Annotated in this window: 17 protein-coding genes; 4 read left to right on the top strand and 13 right to left on the bottom strand. The window is 70.8% G+C overall.

The genetic code is table 11. The annotated features are described in order from the left end of the window. Positions 1-46: 46 nt before the first annotated feature. From ACFQ6S_RS00705 to ACFQ6S_RS00690, 4 genes are read left to right on the top strand one after another with little or no spacing between them, the layout of a single operon-like run. A complete protein-coding gene (locus ACFQ6S_RS00705; protein ID WP_383401366.1) occupies positions 47-1,015 on the top strand; it encodes an ABC transporter substrate-binding protein in 969 nt (322 codons plus the stop codon). After that, positions 1,012-1,785: an ABC transporter permease gene (locus ACFQ6S_RS00700; RefSeq protein WP_383401363.1), complete on the top strand. Its 774-nt coding sequence runs from the start codon at positions 1,012-1,014 to the stop codon at positions 1,783-1,785. The genes ACFQ6S_RS00705 and ACFQ6S_RS00700 overlap by 4 nt, the downstream gene beginning before the upstream one ends. Then, the gene (locus ACFQ6S_RS00695; RefSeq protein WP_383404244.1) at positions 1,785-2,561 is read left to right on the top strand and encodes an ABC transporter permease; all 777 of its coding nucleotides are present in this window, start codon (positions 1,785-1,787) and stop codon (positions 2,559-2,561) included. Before ACFQ6S_RS00700 ends, ACFQ6S_RS00695 begins: the two co-directional genes overlap by 1 nt. A 24-nt stretch (positions 2,562-2,585) precedes the next feature. Continuing rightward, complete coding sequence (locus ACFQ6S_RS00690) at positions 2,586-3,398, top strand: ABC transporter ATP-binding protein (protein ID WP_383401359.1); 813 nt, start codon at positions 2,586-2,588, stop codon at positions 3,396-3,398. On the opposite strand, the gene ACFQ6S_RS00685 is transcribed toward ACFQ6S_RS00690, so the two are convergent. The 13 genes from ACFQ6S_RS00685 to ACFQ6S_RS00625 form a co-directional block, all read right to left on the bottom strand. After that, positions 3,367-5,532, bottom strand: a complete 2,166-nt coding sequence (locus ACFQ6S_RS00685) for a discoidin domain-containing protein (RefSeq protein WP_383401357.1) — start codon at positions 5,530-5,532, stop codon at positions 3,367-3,369. The two genes, ACFQ6S_RS00690 and ACFQ6S_RS00685, sit on opposite strands and share 32 nt — an antisense overlap. A gap of 46 nt (positions 5,533-5,578) precedes the next feature. Further along, positions 5,579-7,180, bottom strand: a complete 1,602-nt coding sequence (locus ACFQ6S_RS00680) for an alpha-amylase family glycosyl hydrolase (protein ID WP_383401355.1) — start codon at positions 7,178-7,180, stop codon at positions 5,579-5,581. 67 nt (positions 7,181-7,247) lie between these two features. Next, the gene (locus ACFQ6S_RS00675; RefSeq protein WP_383401352.1) at positions 7,248-8,108 is read right to left on the bottom strand and encodes a carbohydrate ABC transporter permease; all 861 of its coding nucleotides are present in this window, start codon (positions 8,106-8,108) and stop codon (positions 7,248-7,250) included. Next, entirely contained in the window at positions 8,105-9,061 is a 957-nt protein-coding gene (locus ACFQ6S_RS00670; RefSeq protein WP_383401349.1) for a carbohydrate ABC transporter permease, read from the bottom strand. Before ACFQ6S_RS00670 ends, ACFQ6S_RS00675 begins: the two co-directional genes overlap by 4 nt. A 6-nt stretch (positions 9,062-9,067) precedes the next feature. After that, the gene (locus ACFQ6S_RS00665; protein ID WP_383401346.1) at positions 9,068-10,417 is read right to left on the bottom strand and encodes an ABC transporter substrate-binding protein; all 1,350 of its coding nucleotides are present in this window, start codon (positions 10,415-10,417) and stop codon (positions 9,068-9,070) included. Between the two features lie 131 nt (positions 10,418-10,548). Then, a complete protein-coding gene (locus ACFQ6S_RS00660; RefSeq protein ID WP_383401343.1) occupies positions 10,549-11,547 on the bottom strand; it encodes a LacI family DNA-binding transcriptional regulator in 999 nt (332 codons plus the stop codon). A 72-nt stretch (positions 11,548-11,619) separates the two neighbouring features. Further along, positions 11,620-12,321, bottom strand: coding sequence for a GntR family transcriptional regulator (locus tag ACFQ6S_RS00655; RefSeq protein ID WP_383401341.1), 702 nt, complete (start codon positions 12,319-12,321; stop codon positions 11,620-11,622). Positions 12,322-12,416: 95 nt separating this feature from the next. Beyond that, a complete protein-coding gene (locus tag ACFQ6S_RS00650) occupies positions 12,417-13,418 on the bottom strand; it encodes a proline racemase family protein (RefSeq protein WP_383401338.1) in 1,002 nt (333 codons plus the stop codon). A 19-nt stretch (positions 13,419-13,437) separates the two neighbouring features. Beyond that, positions 13,438-14,328, bottom strand: coding sequence for a dihydrodipicolinate synthase family protein (locus ACFQ6S_RS00645; protein ID WP_383401335.1), 891 nt, complete (start codon positions 14,326-14,328; stop codon positions 13,438-13,440). Beyond that, the gene (locus tag ACFQ6S_RS00640; RefSeq protein WP_383401333.1) at positions 14,325-15,704 is read right to left on the bottom strand and encodes an FAD-dependent oxidoreductase; all 1,380 of its coding nucleotides are present in this window, start codon (positions 15,702-15,704) and stop codon (positions 14,325-14,327) included. The genes ACFQ6S_RS00645 and ACFQ6S_RS00640 overlap by 4 nt, the downstream gene beginning before the upstream one ends. Then, positions 15,697-15,999 carry a (2Fe-2S)-binding protein gene (locus tag ACFQ6S_RS00635; protein ID WP_383401330.1) on the bottom strand — a complete coding sequence of 101 codons (303 nt, stop codon included), beginning with the start codon at positions 15,997-15,999 and terminating at the stop codon, positions 15,697-15,699. Before ACFQ6S_RS00635 ends, ACFQ6S_RS00640 begins: the two co-directional genes overlap by 8 nt. Further along, the gene (locus ACFQ6S_RS00630; protein WP_383401327.1) at positions 15,996-17,147 is read right to left on the bottom strand and encodes an NAD(P)/FAD-dependent oxidoreductase; all 1,152 of its coding nucleotides are present in this window, start codon (positions 17,145-17,147) and stop codon (positions 15,996-15,998) included. Before ACFQ6S_RS00630 ends, ACFQ6S_RS00635 begins: the two co-directional genes overlap by 4 nt. 128 nt (positions 17,148-17,275) lie before the next feature. Then, complete coding sequence (locus ACFQ6S_RS00625; protein ID WP_383401324.1) at positions 17,276-17,938, bottom strand: hypothetical protein; 663 nt, start codon at positions 17,936-17,938, stop codon at positions 17,276-17,278. Positions 17,939-17,988 lie beyond the last annotated feature (50 nt).

The following is a 17,988-nucleotide window of genomic DNA, read 5'->3' as shown; positions in this document are numbered from 1 at the left end:
ACAACCTGTCGGAACACCGTTGCACGTTGTCTGTACAGGAGGAGCCATGCGTCGTCTGTCCGCCGGTCTCAGCGCCGGCGCCCTGCTGCTCGTCGCGACGGCCTGTGGCTCGTCCGACGACGGATCGCCGGATGCGGGCGCGTCGTCCGGCGGTGTCACCACCGTCAAACTCGGACTCATCCCGATCGTCGATGTCGCGCCGCTGTATCTCGGCCAGAAGAAGGGGTTATTCGAAAAGCAGGGCCTGAAGCTGGAGTTCACCACCGCCCAGGGCGGTGCGGCGATCGTGCCGGGTGTGGCGAGCGGTCAGTTCCAGTTCGGATTCAGCAATGTGACGTCCCTGATGGTGGCTCAGTCCAACGGTGTGCCCGTGAAGGCCGTCGCCAACGGCATCGCGTCGACCGGCGTGCGGGGCAAGGACTTCAACGGCCTGATGGTCAAGAAGGACAGCCCCGTCAAGTCGGCGAAGGAGCTGGAGGGCAAGAAGGTCGCCATCAACACCCTGAAGAACATCAACGAGACAGCCGTCCGCCAGGCGGTGCGTGAGGACGGCGGCGACCCGGACAAGGTGAAGCTCGTCGAGATGGCCTTCGACCAGATGCCCGCCGCCCTCGATCAGGGCCAGATCGACGCCGCGTGCGTCGTCGAGCCGGCCACGGCCACCATCCGCAGCCAGGGCGGCCGGGAGATCGCCTCGCCGCTGATCGACATCGCGCCGGAGCTCACCGTCGCCATGTACTTCACCTCGACGCAGTACGCGCAGCAACACCCGGACGTGGTGAAGAAGTTCCAGGACGCCACCGCCGAGTCCCTCGCCTACGCCGAGGCCCACCCGGACGAGGCCCGGCAGATCGTCACGACGTACACGAAGATCCCGGCGTCGGTGCTGGAGCAGGTCATCCTCCCGAAGTGGCCCGCCGCGCCGAACCGCCCCTCCATCGAGGCCCTCATGAAGCTCGGCGAGGAGGACGGCCTCTTCAAGAAGACGCCCGACCTGGACGCCCTCCTGCCGTGAGGGGTGTGAACGTCGCACTCGGTGCGGCCGGACTCGCGGCCTTCCTCGCCCTGGGCGAGGCGGTGCCGCGGCTCGGCCTGGTCAAGGAGGCCTACTTCCCGCCGACCAGCCGGATCGCCTCGGCCCTGGGGGACGAACTCTCCGACGACGCCTTCTGGCAAGCGCTGGGCGACACCCTCACCGGCTGGGCACTGGGTCTGGCCATCGCGGTCTGCGCCGGCATCGTCGTGGGCGTGGTCATCTCGGTCGTGCCGTATCTGCGCGAGGCGACGGCCTCGACGATCGAGTTCCTGCGCCCGATCCCGTCGGTGGCGCTGATCCCGCTGGCGGTCCTGCTGTACGGCACCGAACTGCGGTCGGTGCTCCTCCTCGTCGTGTACGCCTCCTTCTGGCAGGTGCTGATCCAGACCCTGTACGGCGTCCAGGACGTCGACCCGGTAGCCGAGGAGACGGCACGGTCGTACGGCCTCGGCACCTGGGCGCGCGTGCGCCATGTGCTGTGGCCGACGGCGCTGCCGTACGTCATGACCGGTGTGCGGCTCGCCGCCGCGGTGGCGCTGATCCTGGCGATCACCACCGAACTCGTCATCGGGGCACCGGGGTTGGGCCGGCAGATCGCGGTGGCGCAGACGTCGCAGGCGGTGCCGGAGATGTACGCGCTCATCGTGGTCGCCGGCCTGCTCGGGCTGATCATCAACGTCGGCGCGCGGACGGTGGAGCGGTGGGCGCTGGCCTGGCACCAGTCGGTGCGCGGGGAGGTGGCGGTGTGATCGGGCGCCTGCTCCTCAAAGGGCTGTTCGTCGTCGCGTTGCCCATCGTCCTGGTCGTCGTGTGGTGGGCGGCGTCGGCCGGCAGCACCGACCCGTTCTGGCCGCCGCTGCGAACGATCGTGGACACCTTTCCGGACGTCTGGACCGCCGACCGGCTGCGCACCGATGTCGTACCGAGCCTGCTGCGGCTCCTCGCCGGCTTTACGCTCGCCGCCCTGGCCGGCGTCGCGCTCGGCACGGTCATCGGCTCCTACCGGGCGGTGCGCGCGGTGTGCGAGCCGGTGCTGGAGTTCCTGCGGGCCGTGCCGCCGCCCGTACTGGTCCCGGTCATCATGCTGTTCGCGGGCATCGGCGACGGCATGAAGATCGTCGTGATCGCGAGCGGCTGCGTCTGGCCGATCCTGCTCAACACCGTGGAGGGCGTGCGCGCGGTCGACTCGGTGATGCTGGAGACGGCGCGCTCGTACGGCGTCACGGGCGTCGCCCGGCTGCGCCATCTGGTGCTGCGCTCCGCGAGCCCGCAGATCTTCGCCGGGCTGCGCCAGGCACTGTCCATCGGCATCATCCTGATGGTCATCAGCGAGATGTTCGCGGCCAACAACGGCATCGGCTTCACCGTGGTCCAGTTCCAGCGCAGCTTCGCGGTCCCCGACATGTGGACCGGGATCCTCGTCCTCGGTCTGCTCGGCTTCCTGCTCTCCGTCGTCTTCCAGCTGGTCGAGCGCCGGGTGCTCGGCTGGTACCACGGTCTGCGCGCGACCACCCGGCGGTCCTGAGTGAGCATCGTGAAGGGGCGGTCCATGCTCGACGTACGCGGCCTGAAGAAGGTCTACGAGGGGTCCGGCCGCCGGGTGGAGGCGGTGCGCGACCTCACCTTCACCGTCGAGCCGGGCGAGCTCGTCTGTCTCGTCGGCCCGTCGGGCTGCGGCAAGACGACGCTGCTGAAGTGCATGGGCGGACTGCTCGCCCCGACCGGCGGCGAGGTACTGCTGGAGGGGCGGAGGGTGACCGGCCCGCCGCGCGGGATGGCCTTCGTGTTCCAGGAGTACGGCCGCAGCCTCTTCCCCTGGATGCGGGTCGGCGAGAATGTCGAACTGCCCTTGAAACAAAAGGACTTGAGCAAGGCGAGGCGTCGGGAGCTGGTGCGGGACGCGCTGGAGTCGGTGGGCCTCGCGGATGCTGTGGGGGCGTATCCGTGGCAGCTGTCCGGCGGTATGCAGCAGCGGGTCGCGATCGCCCGCGCGCTGGCGTACGAGCCACGGGTGCTTCTTATGGACGAGCCGTTCGCGGCGGTGGACGCGCAGACGCGGGCCGATCTGGAGGACCTGGTCCGGGGGCTGTGGCGGGAGCGCGGCATCACGATCCTGTTCGTCACCCACGACATCGACGAGGCCGTCTATCTGGGCGAGCGGGTGATCGTGCTGTCCGCCTCCCCCACCGTGGTCCAGGAGCAGCTGAAGGTCGAACTGCCCGCCGAGCGCGACCAGTTGCACACCCGCGTGGACCCGCGCTTCGCCGAGCTGCGCACCCATGTGTACGAGCAGATCCAGGCGGCGAAGCGCGGGGTCGTGCGGGACGCGGTCACGAAGTCGGATACGCCTCCACCTCACTGAACTGCCCCGCCGGCCAGCCGGTGTTGGCGCTGACGGACAGCCGCAGATGGCGCAGGCTGGTGCCGCCTGGCAGGGAGACGGTGGCCGTGTTGCCGGTGGCCGGGTCGAAGCGGTAGCCGGTGGCTCCGACGACCGTCGCATAGCTGGAGCCGTCGGTGCTGCCCAGCACCGTGACGGTCTGGGTGCGCGCGCCCCACGCCGAGGACGGGGGAAGCTTCAGCACCAGCCGCCGGACGGCCTCGGTGGAGCCGAGATCGATCGTCAGGGACTGCGGGAAGGCGTTGTTGGTGGACTCCCAGTACGTGCCCGCGTCGCCGTCGACCGCCTTGCCCGGCGTGTAGACGTCCTGCGAACCGGTGGCGGTGGCCGGGCGTCCCTTGGCGAGGTTGCGCACCGGGTCGGGGTCGGGGTTGCCCTGACCGGGCTGCGGCCAGGTCGAGCAGTCCGGCCAGGTACTGGACCAGCCGGAGTTGCCGCCGCCGTCGGTGAGGGCGAAGGTGCCGGACGGGTAGGGGCAGTTGTAGATGCCCGCCGCGCCCACGCCGGTCGCCGTGACGTTGCGGAAGGTCGCGGCGCCCTGGGTCTCGGCCTGGACGACGACCGTACCGGTGTTCCGTACGGTGGCGCCGTCGACGGTGATGTTCTTCGCCGCGAGACCGCGTCCGCCGCCCGACACGATTTCGAAGGCGCTGTACGGGCTGTCGGCGATCGTGGTGTTGGTGATGCGGACGTTCGCCTCGATGGCGCTGTCGTAGGAGTCGACGCGCAGGGCGCCCATCGGGTGGTTCCAGTTGGGGTTCATCGCGCCCGTGCGGACCAGGGTGTTGCCGTCCACCGTGATCGTGCCGGACAGCGGGTGGAAGGGGTCGAGGAACTTCTGGTTGGAGATCGCGATGCCGCTGCCGAGGGCGTTGGTGTCGGAGATGAGATTGTCCTTGACGGTGATGTCCGTGCCGCCGTAGATCGCGATGCCGTTGGCCAGGTTCGGCTGGGTGATCGTGTTGTTCTCGAAGCTGCTGTTCGCGTCCGGCGCGTACAGCGACCACATGGCGAGCGCGTCGTCGCCCTGGTTGCGCAGGAAGTTGTGGCGGACGCGGACGCCGCGAGCGCTGCCGTTGAGGTTGAGGCCGTCGGCGGTCATGTCGAGGAAGCGGTTGTTCTCGACGACGAGGCTGTCGTTGTCGCCCGTCAGCCAGAGGCCGACCTTGAGATGCTGGAGCCACATTCCGGAGACGGAACTGTTCGGTCCCAGCGACCCGTTGACGAAGTTGTCCGGGTTGGAGTCGACCCGCTCGGTGACCTCCCCGATGACCGCGAAATCCTTGATGTGGACGTTGCCGGAGGAGCTGGACTGGTCGATGAAGCGGGAGGTGTGCACGACGGAGTGCCAGTGGCCGGCGCCCTGGAGGGTGACGTTCTGGACACCGCTCAGCGAGGAGGTCAGCCGGTAGTCGCCCGGCGGGATCCAGACCACTCCCCCTTGGGCGGAGGCGATGGCGTCCCGGAAGGCCTGGGTGGAGTCGCCGTTGCCGGTGGGGTCGGCACCCTTGGACACGACGGACACCGATCCGGCGGGCTGCCCGGCGGGCCCGGCCGCCTGCTCGAAGTCGGCGACGTCCACGGTGACCTGGACACCCGTCGCCTGGAATGCCACCTTGTCCCCCGCCTGCACGTTCTGGCCGAGCAACAGCCGGGCGTTGTCGTAGAAGTGGTGCGTCCTGGCGCCCGGGATCCAGGCGGTGTCGACGTAGGAGTACTTCGAGGTGACCGCGAGGGGCTTCGCGATCTTCTGCCCGTTGACGTACACGTCGAGGGTGCCGGACTGGCCGTCGGGGACGCTGTGGGCGAGGTTCACCGCGTTGGCCGCCCGCGGGACCGTGAACTCGACACGCTGGCCGGCGGTGAGGCGCACGGCCCGGCGTCCCGACGCCTCCGAGGCGAGGGTGCCCTGTGTGTGGTCGGGGCCGATCTTCGCGCCGGTCGTGGTGGCGGACTCGGCCTCGACCGAGGTGAAGGGGACGGTGGCGCCGGACGCCGCTTGGGCGGCGGGGGCCGTCGCGGTGACCAGGCCCGCGGCGAGGACGATCGTCACCGCGCTTGGCATGATCCTGACATATCTGCGCGTGTGGTGCATTGCTGATCCCTTCGTGGTGGGGGTAAGGGGATAGCGGGCCGCCGTCTCAGGCGCGCAGCCAGACCGCGGTGTCCTTCGGCAGTCGCCCGTCGGTGTCCAACCGGCCGCTGGCCAGGAGGAGTTCGGAGTGTGACGGCAGATCGGCGGGCTCGTCCGCCAGGTTGACCACACAGGTCGCCTCCGGCCCGCGGGTGAAGGCGAGCACGTCGGCGGGCGAGGGCAGCCAGGTGAGGGGGCCGTCGCCGAACACCGGGCGGAGCGCGATGGCCTCGCGATACAGACGGAGCATCGAATGCGGGTCCCCGGCCTGGCGGTCGACCGCGTACGACGTCCAGTCGACCGGTTGTGGCAGCCACGGCTCCTCACGTGAGCCGAAACCGGCGTACGGCGCGTCGGCCGCCCAGGGCAGCGGCACCCGGCAGCCGTCCCGGCCCGGGTCGGTGCCACCGGAGCGGGCATGCATCGGGTCCTCGATGCGGTCGAGGGGGATGTCGGCCTCGGGCAGGCCGAGCTCCTCGCCCTGGTAGACGTAGACCGCGCCCGGCAGGGCGAGCGACAGCAGAGCGGCCGCGCGGGCCCGGCGGGTGCCCAGGGCGAGGTCGGCCGCGGTGCCGAAGGCCTTGGCCGCGAAGTCGAAGCCGGTGTCCTCGCGACCGTAGCGGGTGACCGTGCGGGTGACGTCGTGGTTGCACAGCACCCAGGTCGCGGGAGCGCCCACCGGCGCGTGTTCGGCGAGTGTCGTGTCGATCGACGCCCGCAGCCGCTCGGCGTCCCAGGGGCAGGACAGGAACGCGAAGTTGAAGGCGGTGTGCAGCTCGTCGGGGCGAAGGTAGCGGGCGAAGCGCTCGGGGTCGGGCAGCCAGACCTCGCCGACGAAGACGCCGTCGTAGTCGTCGGCGACGGTCCGCCAGGAGCGGTAGATGTCATGGAGTTCGTCGCGGTCGACGAAGGGGTGCGGGTCGGGGGCGTCGGCGAGGTCGGTGAGCGCGGGGTCCTTGGCGAGCAGCGCGGCCGAGTCGATACGGACGCCGGCCACGCCCCGCTCGAACCAGAAGCGCAGGATGTCCTCGTGTTCCTGGCGGACCACGGGGTGGGCCCAGTTGAGGTCGGGCTGTTCGGGTGTGAACAGGTGGAGGTACCAGTCCCCGTCGGGCAGCCGGGTCCAGACCGGTTCGCTGGACCCGACGAACTGCGACGGCCAGTCGTTGGGCGGAAGGTCGCCGTCCGGGCCGCCTCCGGGCCGGAAGTGGAACAGCTCGCGCTCCGGGCTGCCGGGTCCGGCGGCGAGCGCGGCACGGAACCACGGGTGCTGGTCGGAGACATGGTTGGGCACGATGTCGACGATGGTGCGGATGCCCAGCTCGCGTGCCTCGGCGATGAGTTTCTCCGCCTCGGCGAGGGTGCCGAACGCGGGGTCGATCGCGCGGTAGTCGGCGACGTCGTAGCCGCCGTCCTTCATCGGTGAGACGTACCAGGGTGTGAACCACAGGGCGTCCACGCCGAGTTCGGCGAGATACGGCAGCCGGGCGCGGACGCCCGCGAGGTCGCCGGTGCCGTCGCCGTCGCCGTCCGCGAAGCTGCGGACGTAGACCTGGTAGATGACGGCGGAGTGCCACCACTGTGCCGGGGCATGACGGGACAGTGCCACGGTGCGGCCCTTTCTGTCGGAAGGAGGAGGGCGTCCGGAACAGGGGCGTCCGGCAAGGAGGGGGACGTCAGCCCTTGGTGCTGCCCGCGCCGATCCCGGCGATGATGTGCCGCTGGAAGACCAGGAACATCGCGACCATGGGGATGCTCGCGATCACCATGGCGGCGATGAGCACGGTCAGCGGGATGTTCTGCGACAGCTGGACGAGCGCGACACTGATCGGCTGTTTGTCGGTGTCGGAGAAGACCATCAGCGGCCAGAGGAAGTCCTGCCAGACGGCCACGAGGGCGAAGATCGAGACCACGCCGAGGACCGGCCGGGACATCGGCAGCACGATCGACCACAGGGTGCGCAGCCTCCCGGCGCCGTCGATCTCGGCGGCTTCCAGGACATCGCGCGGGAGCTGGTCGAAGAACCGCTTCAGCAGATAGAGGTTGAAGGCGTTGGCGACGGCCGGCAGCCAGATGGCGAGCGGGTCGTTGAGCAGTCCCAGGTCCGCCACGGTCAGGTACTTCGGTACGACCAGCGCCTGGGCCGGGACCATCAGGGTGGCGAGGATGCCGCCGAGGAGCACCTTGCCGAAGACGGGCCGCAGCCTGGACAGCGCGTAGGCGGCGGCCGTGCAGAACACGATCTGGAACAGCCAGGCGCCGGCGGCCTGGACGACCGTGTTCCACAGGTGGCCGGGCAGCGCCATCAGGTCCCAGGCGTCGGTGTAGCCGCTGAGGTGCCACCGCTCCGGGACGAGCGTCGGCGGGGTCCGTGTCACCTCGTCCGGTGACTTCATCGCGCCCGTCACCATCCAGTAGACGGGGAAGAGGAAGGCGAGCGTGAACAGCAGGACGGTTCCGGTGAACACGGACCAGTAGGCGGCCTTTCCGCGCGGGCGGGCCAGGGCAGCCGGGGAGAGAAGGGTCCGGGTGGTCATGCGTCCTCCCCTTCGGTGCGCGTCAGACGCAGGTATACGGCGGAGAAGGCGCCGAGGAGCACGAGGAGCATGACGCTGAGGGCGCAGGCGCCGCCGAAGTCGTTGTAGAGGAAGGCGTACTTGTAGATCAGGTAGAGGACGGTCACCGTGGCGTTCTCCGGGCCGCCGCCCGTGATGACGAACGGTTCCGTGAAGACCTGCATCGTGGCGATGATCTGAAGGAGCATCAGCATCAGGATCACGAAGCGGGTCTGCGGCACGGTGACGTGCCGGATGCGCTGGAGCAGGTTCGCACCGTCGAGTTCGGCGGCCTCGTACAGCTCGCCCGGGATGGACTGGAGTGCCGCCAGGTAGATCAGTACGGTGCCGCCCATGTTGGCCCAAGTGGCCACGATCACCAGGGAGATGAGCGCTGTGTCGGCGCCGTTGGACCAGTTCGAGGTGGGCAGGTGCAGGAACCGCAGGGCTTCGTTGGCGAGCCCGGTGCCGGGGTCGTAGAACCACTTCCAGAGCAGGGCGCTGACCACCGGCGGGATCATCACCGGCAGATAGACCACGACACGGAAGAACGCTTTGGCGTGCCGCAACTCGTTGAGGACCAGGGCGAGTACGAAGGGGATCGCGAAGCCGATCAGCAGGGCGAGCAGGGTGAAGGTGAGGGTGTTGCGCCAGGCGGCGGCGAACTCCGGGTCGGCGAAGACACGGGTGAAGTTGGCGGTGCCGACCCACTCGGGATCCGAGCCCGGTGTGTACTTCTGGAAGGCGATCACGACCGCCCGGATCGCCGGGTACCAGGAGAAGAGGGCGAAGCAGACGAGGCCGCCGACGAGGAAGCCGTACGCGCGCACCTGATCGGCGAGGCGGCGCCGCCTGCGGTCCCCTGCCGTGGGCGGCGCCTGCATCGGGCGGACCGCGACCATCGCGACGGTCCGGCGCTGAGCCGTCCTGGTCATGCCCCGTCAGCCCCGGGCCAGGATGCTGTCGATCTTCCCCGACGCGTCCTTCAGGAGCTGGTCGATGTCGGCGTCCTTCTTGGTGAGGACGGCGGAGACGACGCCGTCGAGGACGGAGTAGATCTGCTGGGCGCTGGGCGGCTCGATCTTCATGTCGAGGCTCTGGTTGCCGTCGAGGAAGGGCTGGTAGTTCTCCACCGGGACGTTCGCGTTGGCCTCCTTGACCTGCTGGTCCTTCGCGTCGGCGGCGCCGGAGAACAGGCGGGGTTCGGGCAGTCCGACGGGGGCGTCGTTCTTCTTGGCGCGGGCGTAGTCGCCGAGGAAGCCGTCGCCGGGCGTGAGGAACATGTGGTCGAGCCACTTCAGGCCGGCGCGGATCTGCTCGGGGCTCGCCTTCTTGTTGAACATGTAGCCGTCGCCGCCGATGAGCGTGCCCTCACCGCCGGGCATGGGGGCGAGCGCGAGGTCCTTGTAGTTGCCGCCCTTCTCCTTGACCAGGATCGGGATGTTGTCGGGGGCGGAGAGATACATGCCGAGCTTGCCCGAACCCATCATCTGCTGGACGTCGTTGATGACCAGGAGCTGCTTGCTGCCCATCGAGTTGTCGCTCCAGCGCATGTCGTGCAGGTTCTGCAGCACGGCACGGCCCTCGGGGGTGTCGACGGTGGCCTTCTTGCCGTCGGCACCCACGACGTCGCCGCCCTGCGAGTACAGCTCGGCGGTGAAGTGCCAACCGCCCTGGTTCTGGGCGCTGTAGTCGGCGTAGCCGACGGTGCCGTCGCCCAGTGCGGCGATCTTCTTGGCGGCGGCGCGGACCTCGTCCCAGGTGGCCGGGGGCCGGTCGGGGTCGAGGCCGGCCTTCTCGAAGAGCGCCTTGTTGTAGATCAGGCCCATCGAGTAGCCGGTGCGCGGGATGCCGTAGATCTTGCCGTCGACGGTGTAGATGTCGCGCAGCTGCTGCTGGATGGTCCCGTAGCTCTTCAACTCCTTGACGTACGAGGTGAGATCGGCCGCCTGGTTGATGTCGACGACGTGCCCGGCGTCGGTGAAGTACGTGTAGAAGACGTCCTCCATCTGGCCGCCGGCGAGCTTGGCGTCGAAGGTCTTCGGGTCCTGGCAGGGGAACGCGTCGTGGGCCACGACGTCGATGTCCGGGTTGGCCTTCTCGAAGGACGCGATGTCCTGCTCGAAGAACTGGCGGTCGACCTTGGCGCTCTTGGGCGGCATGCAGTTGACCGTGATGCGGGTCTTGCCGCTCGCCGAGTCGTCGTCGCCCGACCCGCAGGCGGACACGGCGAGGGCGAGGGAGCAGACACTCAGCGCGGCGAAGGTACGGCGGAACCCGGTGCTTCTCATCGGTGGACCCCTCTGGGCAGGAGCGGTGGGCGTCGCACACTCAAGCACCGCCGACATCGCTTCGCAAGATGTCGCGCGAACTTTGAAATTTTTGAACAGGAGAGTGGATCTCGCCGATGCGAGAGGGGTGTTCAGGTGCGCGGCGCCTGCGCCGTCGACCCGCGCACCACCAGCTCCGGCTCGAAGAGCAGCTCCTCCGCCGGGACGACGGTGCCCCCGATCTGCGAGTTCAGCAGCTCCACGGCCGCCCGCCCCATGGCCTCGATGGGCTGGCGGACGGTGGTGAGCGGTGGCTCGGTGCAGTTCATGAACGCAGAGTCGTCGTAGCCGACCACCGAGATCTCCGACGGGACGTCGAGCCCCTTGCGGCGGGCGGCCCTGATCGCACCGAGCGCCAGCGGGTCGCTCGCGCAGATGATGCCGGTGACGCCCCGGTCGATCAGCCGGGAGGCGGCGGCGTGACCGCCCTCGATCGAGAAGATGGCCCGCGCCACGCGCTCCTCGGGCAGCTCGCCGGCGACACCCAGCGCGGCGGCCAGCTTGCGCGCCGACGGCACGTGGTCGCCCGGCCCGAGCAGCAGCCCGATGCGCTCATGGCCCAGCGAGGCCAGATGCCGCCAGGCCTGCTCCACGGCCACGGCGTCGTCGCAGGACACCCCGGGGAAGCCCAGGCGCTCGATGGCCGCGTTGACCAGGACGACCGGGATGTTGCGGTCGGCGAGCTCCTTGTAGTGGTCGTGCGGCGCGTCGGCCTGCGCGTACAGCCCGCCCGCGAACACGACGCCGGAGACCTGCTGTTGCAGCAGCAGCGAGACGTAGTCGGCCTCGGAGACCCCGCCTTTGGTCTGCGTGCACAGTACGGGCGTCAGCCCCAGCTGGGCGAGCGCTCCGCCGATCACCTCGGCGAACGCCGGGAAGATCGGGTTCTGCAGCTCGGGCAGGACGAGGCCGACGAGCCGGGCGCGCTCGCCGCGCAGCTGTGTGGGCCGTTCGTAGCCGAGGACGTCCAGGGCGGAGAGCACCGCCTGCCGGGTGGCCTCGGAGACGCCGGGCTTGTCGTTGAGCACCCGGCTGACCGTGGCCTCGCTGACCCCGACCTTCTTCGCCACTTCAGCAAGTCGTCGCGTCATGCGCGCAAGAATAGCGCAAGAAACGCAAGCTGCTTGCGTCAGGTTGCCGTCTTCGGCTTCTCGGATTGCCGTCTACTGCTTCTTCGCCGCCCAGAGGCCACGGACATGTCCCAGATGGCGGGTCATGACCTCCCGTACGGCCGCCTCGTCGCGGGCGATCAGCGCGTCGAGCAGTTCGAGGTGCTCCTCGGCGGAGGCCAGCAGCCGGCCGGCCTCGACCAGTGCGGTGAGCCCGTAGAGGCGGGAGCGCTTGCGGAGGTCGCCGACGACCTCGACGAGGTGGGCGTTGCCGGCGAGGGCGAGCAGGCCGAGATGGAAGCGGGTGTCGGCCTCGACGTACGCGATGAGGTCGCCGGAGACGGCGGCCCGGACGATCTCCCGGGCGGCCGGGCGCAGCGCCTCCAGGGAGACCTTGTCGGCGGTCGCGGCCAGCTCGACCACCGTGGGGATCTCGATGAGCGCCCGGATGTGCTTGTACTCGTCGAGCTGCTGCTCGGAGACCGCGGTGACCCGGAAGCCCTTGTTCGGGACCGTGTCCATCAGGCCTTCCTTGACCAGGTCCAGCATGGCCTCGCGCACCGGCGTCGCCGAGACGCCGAAGCGGACGGCGAGCGTCGGGGCCGAGTACACCTCCCCCGGGCGCAGTTCCCCGGCGATCAGCGCGGCCCGCAGGGCATCGGCGACCCGCTCCCGGTAGCTGCTCTTCTTGCCGCCCAGGGTGGGCAGCGCGGGAGCGGCTGCGGTGGACGGGGCGCCGTTGCGCGGGGCGGCCATGGGTCTCCTAGCTGTGCAATGTCACGTGTTACGGGCTGTCACGTGTGACGGACTCGCGTGTGACGGACTGATACGCGCCTCATTATCGTCGACGGTCAGAGCACGAACCCGGCCGGGAACGGGTCCGACGGATCGAGCAGATACTGCGCGGTGCCCGTGATCCACGCGCGCCCGGTGAAACTGGGCAGGACGGCGGGGCGGCCCGCGACCTCGGTGGTGCCGAGGAGCCGTCCGGTGAACCGTGTCCCGATGAAGGACTCGTTGACGAACTCGGTGTGCAGGGGCAGTTCGCCCCGGGCGTGCAGCTGCGCCATCCGCGCGCTCGTGCCCGTACCGCAGGGCGAGCGGTCGAACCAGCCGGGGTGGATGGCCATCGCGTGCCGGGAGTTGCGGGAGGTGGCGCCGGGGGCGATCAGATGGACGTGGTGGCAGCCGTGGATGGACGGGTCCTCGGGGTGGACGGGCTCCTCCTCGGCGTTGATCGCCGCCATGAGGGACAGTCCCGCCGCGAGGATGTCGGCCTTGCGGGAGCGGTCGAAGGGCAGCCCGAACTGCTCCAGCGGCAGGATGGCGTAGAAGTTGCCGCCGTATGCCATGTCGTAGGTCACCGTGCGCCCGTCGGCCAGGGTGATCTTGCGGTCGAGGGCGACGGAGAAGGACGGCACGTTCTGGAGGGTGACCGCCTTCGCGGCGCCGTCCTCCACGGCCACCTCGGCGACGACCAGGCCGGCCGGGGTGTCGAGGCGGATCGTGGTGACCGGCTCGACGACCTCGACCATGCCGGTCTCGACGAGCACGGTCGCCACGCCGATCGTGCCGTGTCCGCACATCGGCAGATAGCCGGAGACCTCGATGTAGAGCACGCCCCAGTCGCAGTCGGGGCGGGTCGGCGGCTGGAGGATGGCGCCGCTCATCGCGGAGTGGCCGCGCGGCTCGTTCATCAGGAGCTGCTTGATGTCGTCGCGGTGCTCACGGAAGTACAGGCGCCGCTCGTTCATGGTCGCGCCGGGGATGGTCCCGATCCCGCCGGTGATCACGCGGGTGGGCATGCCCTCGGTGTGCGAGTCGACGGCGTGCAGGACGAGTTTGCTGCGCATGGTCCAGCCTCCCTTGTGACTACGCGAGCCCGGCGGCGACGGCCTTCTCGGTGGCGGCGCGGATCACGGCCTCCTGCTCCGGCAGCAGGGGCACCCGCGGTGGACGGCAGCGTCCCCCGGGCCGGCCGACGATGTCCATGGAGAGCTTGATCGCCTGTACGAACTCGACCTTGGAGTCCCAGCGCAGCAGTGGATGCAGTTGCTCGTAGAGCTTCTTGGCGGTGCCCAGGTCACCGCTCACGGCAGCCCGGTACAGCTCCACGGTCGACCTCGGCAGCGCGTTCGGGTAACCGGCCACCCAGCCCTTGGCGCCGGCGAGCGCGAGCTCCAGCAGGACGTCGTCGGCGCCGATCAACAGGTCGAGTTCCGGGGCGAGTTCGGCGAGCTGGTAGGCGCGGCGGACGTCGCCGGAGAACTCCTTGACCGCGTGGATGTACCCCTCGACGTGCAGCTTCGCGAGCAGTTCGGGGACCAGGTCCACCTTGGTGTCGATGGGGTTGTTGTACGCCACCACCGGGACGCCCGCCTTCGCGACCTCCTCGTAGTGGGCGAGGACGGAGCGCTCGTCGGCGCGGTACGCGTTCGGGGGCAGCAGCATCACGGAGGCACAGCCCGCGTCCCGGGCCTGCTCGGCCCAGCGCCGGGACTCGGCCGAGCCGTAGGCGGCGACGCCGGGCATCACCCGCGAGCCGCCGATCGCGGCGACGGCCGTCTCCACGACCTTCGCCCGCTCCTCGGGGGTGAGCACCTGGTACTCCCCGAGGCTGCCGTTCGGTACGACGCCGTCACAGCCGTTCTCGACGAGCCAGGCGCAGTGTTCGGCGTACTGGGCGTGGTCGACGCGGAGGTCGTCGTCGAGCGGGAGGGCGGTGGCGACGAGGACGCCGCGCCAGGGGCGGTGGTCGGTCATGGGGTTCCTCTCCGAGTGGCGGTGTCGTGTTGCCCGGCGAGTACGCCGAGCGGTACGGGCCTCGCGAACGGCCCTCGGGACGGCGCCGGTTCGCATCCGGCGAGCCCGGCGACCGCGGGCCCGCACACGCGTCCCTGGCACCAGCCCATCCCGGCCCGGGTCAGCAGCTTCACGGTGCGGACGTCACCCGCGCCGAGCTCGTCCACGGCCTCGCGGACGGCACCGGCGGTGACCTCCTCGCAGCGGCAGACGAGGGTGTCGTCGGTGACCTGGTCGCTCCAGCGCGCGGGCGGCGGGTACGCGGCGTCGAGAGCGGCGGCCGCCCGGCGGAGCTTCGTACGGGACCTGGCGGCCGCGGCCCACCGCGCCGGGTCGGGGGCGCTGCCCTTGAGGCGTGCGGCGGCGGAGAGTGCGGCGATGTGCCCCTCGGCCAGGGCGAGGGCCGCGCCGCCGATGCCGGTGGACTCCCCGGCGGCCCATACGCCGGGCACATCGGTGCGCTGCTCGTCGTCGACCGCCACGGTCTGACCGTCCAGGCGGCAGCCGAGGGTCTCGGCGAGATCGGTGTGCGCGAGCATGCCGTGTCCGACGGCGAGGGTGTCGCACGGCAGGTGGCGTTCGGTGCCCGGCCGGACGCGTCCGTCGGTGTCGAGGGCGGCGACGGTGACACCGGTGAGCCGGTCCTCGCCGTGGGCGCGGACGACCGTGTGGCGGCCGAGCAGAGGGACCCGGTGGCGCAGCAGGCGGGCCGCGTATCCGGCACCCTCGGGGAGCTTGGCGGCCAGGGCCCGGGCCCGCCGTACGACGTCGCCGGGGCCGGCGGCTTCCACGAGCGCCGCGATCTCGACGCCCGCCGCCGCGAGTCCGGTGGCCACGGGCAGCAGCAGCGGCCCGGTCCCGGCGACGACCGCCGTGCGTCCCGGCACCACGAGCCCGCCCTTCAGCATGGCCTGTGCGCCGCCGGCGGTGACGACGCCGGGAAGGGTCCAGCCGGGGAAGGGGAACACCCGCTCGTAGCCGCCGGTGGCGAGGAGCACGCCGGCACTTCGCACCACGGCCGGCTCCCGCTGCTCGGGGCCGACCAGGGCGTGCACCGCGAAGCCGTCGGAGTCCCGTTCCACGGCCCAGACATGATGCCCCGCCAGGAACCGGACGTCACTGCCGGCCAGAGCGTCGCCGAGCCGCTCCCAGGTCCGCCACTGATGGTGCAGTGCCCGCGGCCGGCGAGCGCGCAACCCGGACGCGGGCTGACGGTAGAACTGCCCGCCCGCTTGCGCCGCCGAGTCGGCGATCGCCACCTCCAGCCCCTGACCGGCGGCCGCCACCGCCGCGGCAAGTCCCGCCGGCCCCGCACCGATCACCACGAGGTCAGTCATCGTGGCCCGTCCCCTCCTGCGTCCGGATCACGTCACCGGGGTGCAGGGGCACCACACAGGCCCGCCGGTTCGGGCGGTCGTTGACGGTGACCAGGCAGTCGAAGCAGACGCCGATCCCGCAGAACACACCGCGCGGGCGGCCCCCGCTCCGGGTGGTCCGCCAGGAGGTGATCCCGGCCGCCCAGAGCGCGGCGGCGACCGTCTGGCCGGGCAGCGCCCGGATCTCACGGCCGTCCAGGGTGACGGTGAAGGCCGGTCCCGGGTGGGCGTCGGCGAGCTCCAGAGGGGTTCTCATTCGGCATCCTCGGCGAAGCGTTCGGGGCGGAACGGTGTCAGGTCCAGGTCGGGGGTCTTCGCGGTCAGGGCCTGTGCGATCAAGTGGCCGGTGCCGGTGGCGAGTCCGATGCCGGCGCCCTCGTGGCCGCAGGCGTGGTGCAGGCCGGGCACCCGGGGGTCGGGGCCGACGGCGGGCAGGTGGTCGGGGAGGTACGGGCGAAAGCCCAGGTAGGCGCGCATCGCGTGAACGTCCGCGAGGAACGGGAACAGTCGCGTGGCGCCCGCCGCCAGCGCCCGTACGACCGGCAGGGAGAACGTCCGGTCGAAGCCGACGCGTTCCCGGCTCGCGCCGATCAGGATCGGGCCCGCCGCGGTGCCTTCGACGACCGGGGAGGTCTGGAGCGCGGCCGAGTCGCTGGCGACGTCGGCCACGTAGTCGGCGGCGTACACCTTGTGCCGGACCTTGCGCGGGAGGGGCTCGGTGACCAGGACGAAGCCTCGCCGAGGCAGGACGGGGAGCGGGGCGCCGGCGAGTGCGGCGAGTTCACCGCCCCAGGTGCCGGCCGCGTTGACGACCGCCGGGGCGTGGAGGTCGCCCCGGTCCGTGCGCACTCCGCGCACCGCGCCCTCGGGTGTGCGCAGGACGCCGGTCACCGTGCGGCCGGTGAACAGGCGGGCACCGGAGGAACGGAGCAGGCGGGCGGCGGCCAGGGCCGGCATCACCTGGGAGTCCTGTGGGTAGTGGACGCCGCCCGGCAGGCCGGGTGCCAGGTGGGGTTCGAGGTCGTACAGGGCGTCGCCCGCAACCGGTTCGGCCACGACTCCGGCGGCGCGCTGCCCGTCGGCGAACCGCTCCAGGGCCGCGAGCCCGGCCGGGGACGAGGCCACGACGACGCCGCCCTTCGCCTCGTACTCCACGGCCGCGCCGAACTCCCGCGCCAGCTCGCCCCACAGACGGCCGGACAGCAGCGCGAGGTCCAGCTCGGGGCCCGGTTCCTTGTCCGAGACGAGGACATTGCCCTCGCCGGCACCGGTCGTGCCGCCGGCCACCGGGCCACGGTCGACGACGATCACGTCGAGACCCGCCCGGGCCGCGTACAGCGCGCACGCGGCGCCCACCATCCCGGCGCCGACGACCACGACATCGCAGGTCAGTCCCTCGCTCACATCAGTACTATGTCACACACCACTCTGCGACGGAATGGTGCGACAGCGAGATGCCGTACGTGGGAACGAGCGCGCCGCACCGCGCTGACGGGGCGCCGCCGGCGACCTGAACGCCGACGGTGCCCCGTTCAGTCCTCGGTGGCGGGCACCACGCGCAGGTGGGCCGCGCCGCGGCGCACCGTGCGCACCCTGGGCCGGTCGCGGCGCACCTCGCGCAGCACCAGCGTCAGCCGGGTGTAGCCCATCTCCTGCAGGGTCCTGGGCGTCTCGTCGACGACCCGGCACTCGGTGGCGCCCCAGCGCGGGTCGGGGTGCAGCAGCGGGCGCACGGCACCGTCCTGGGCGACGGCCCGCTCGCCGACCGCGCGGATCCAGTGCGGAAGGCCCTGCCGGTAGGCGGCCTCCATGATCGGGTCCTGCGCGATCTCCCGGCGGATGGCCTGCAGACCGTGATCGTGGCCGTGCCGCTCCACGGCGGCCGCGAACTGGGCCAGCATCGGCAGACACCAGCTGGACTCGTGCTCGCCGAGGACGGTGCCCGCGTCCGGATGGAAGAGGACGAACCTGAGGAAGTTGTCGCCGGGCATGGCCGTCGGATGCGGGCCCACACCGCGGAAAAGTGACGCGAAAGCGGTGTTCGCCAGAACGACGTCCCAACGGTGGTCGAGGACGACGGAAGGGAAGGGCACGGCTTCCACGAGGCCGGCGAAGTCCCGCAGATACGCCTGGGCCTCCGGCCTCTCGGGGACGGGTCGCGGTACGGACCGCTGCCCACCTGCCTGATATGCCATCGGGAGGTCACCCCTCTTGCCTATGCGGCCTTCACGCGGCGCCCCGATCC

This window comes from Streptomyces sp. NPDC056479 (assembly GCF_042795335.1).
Lineage (GTDB): Bacteria > Actinomycetota > Actinomycetes > Streptomycetales > Streptomycetaceae > Streptomyces.
This window is presented reverse-complemented; position numbering and strand designations above follow the sequence as displayed.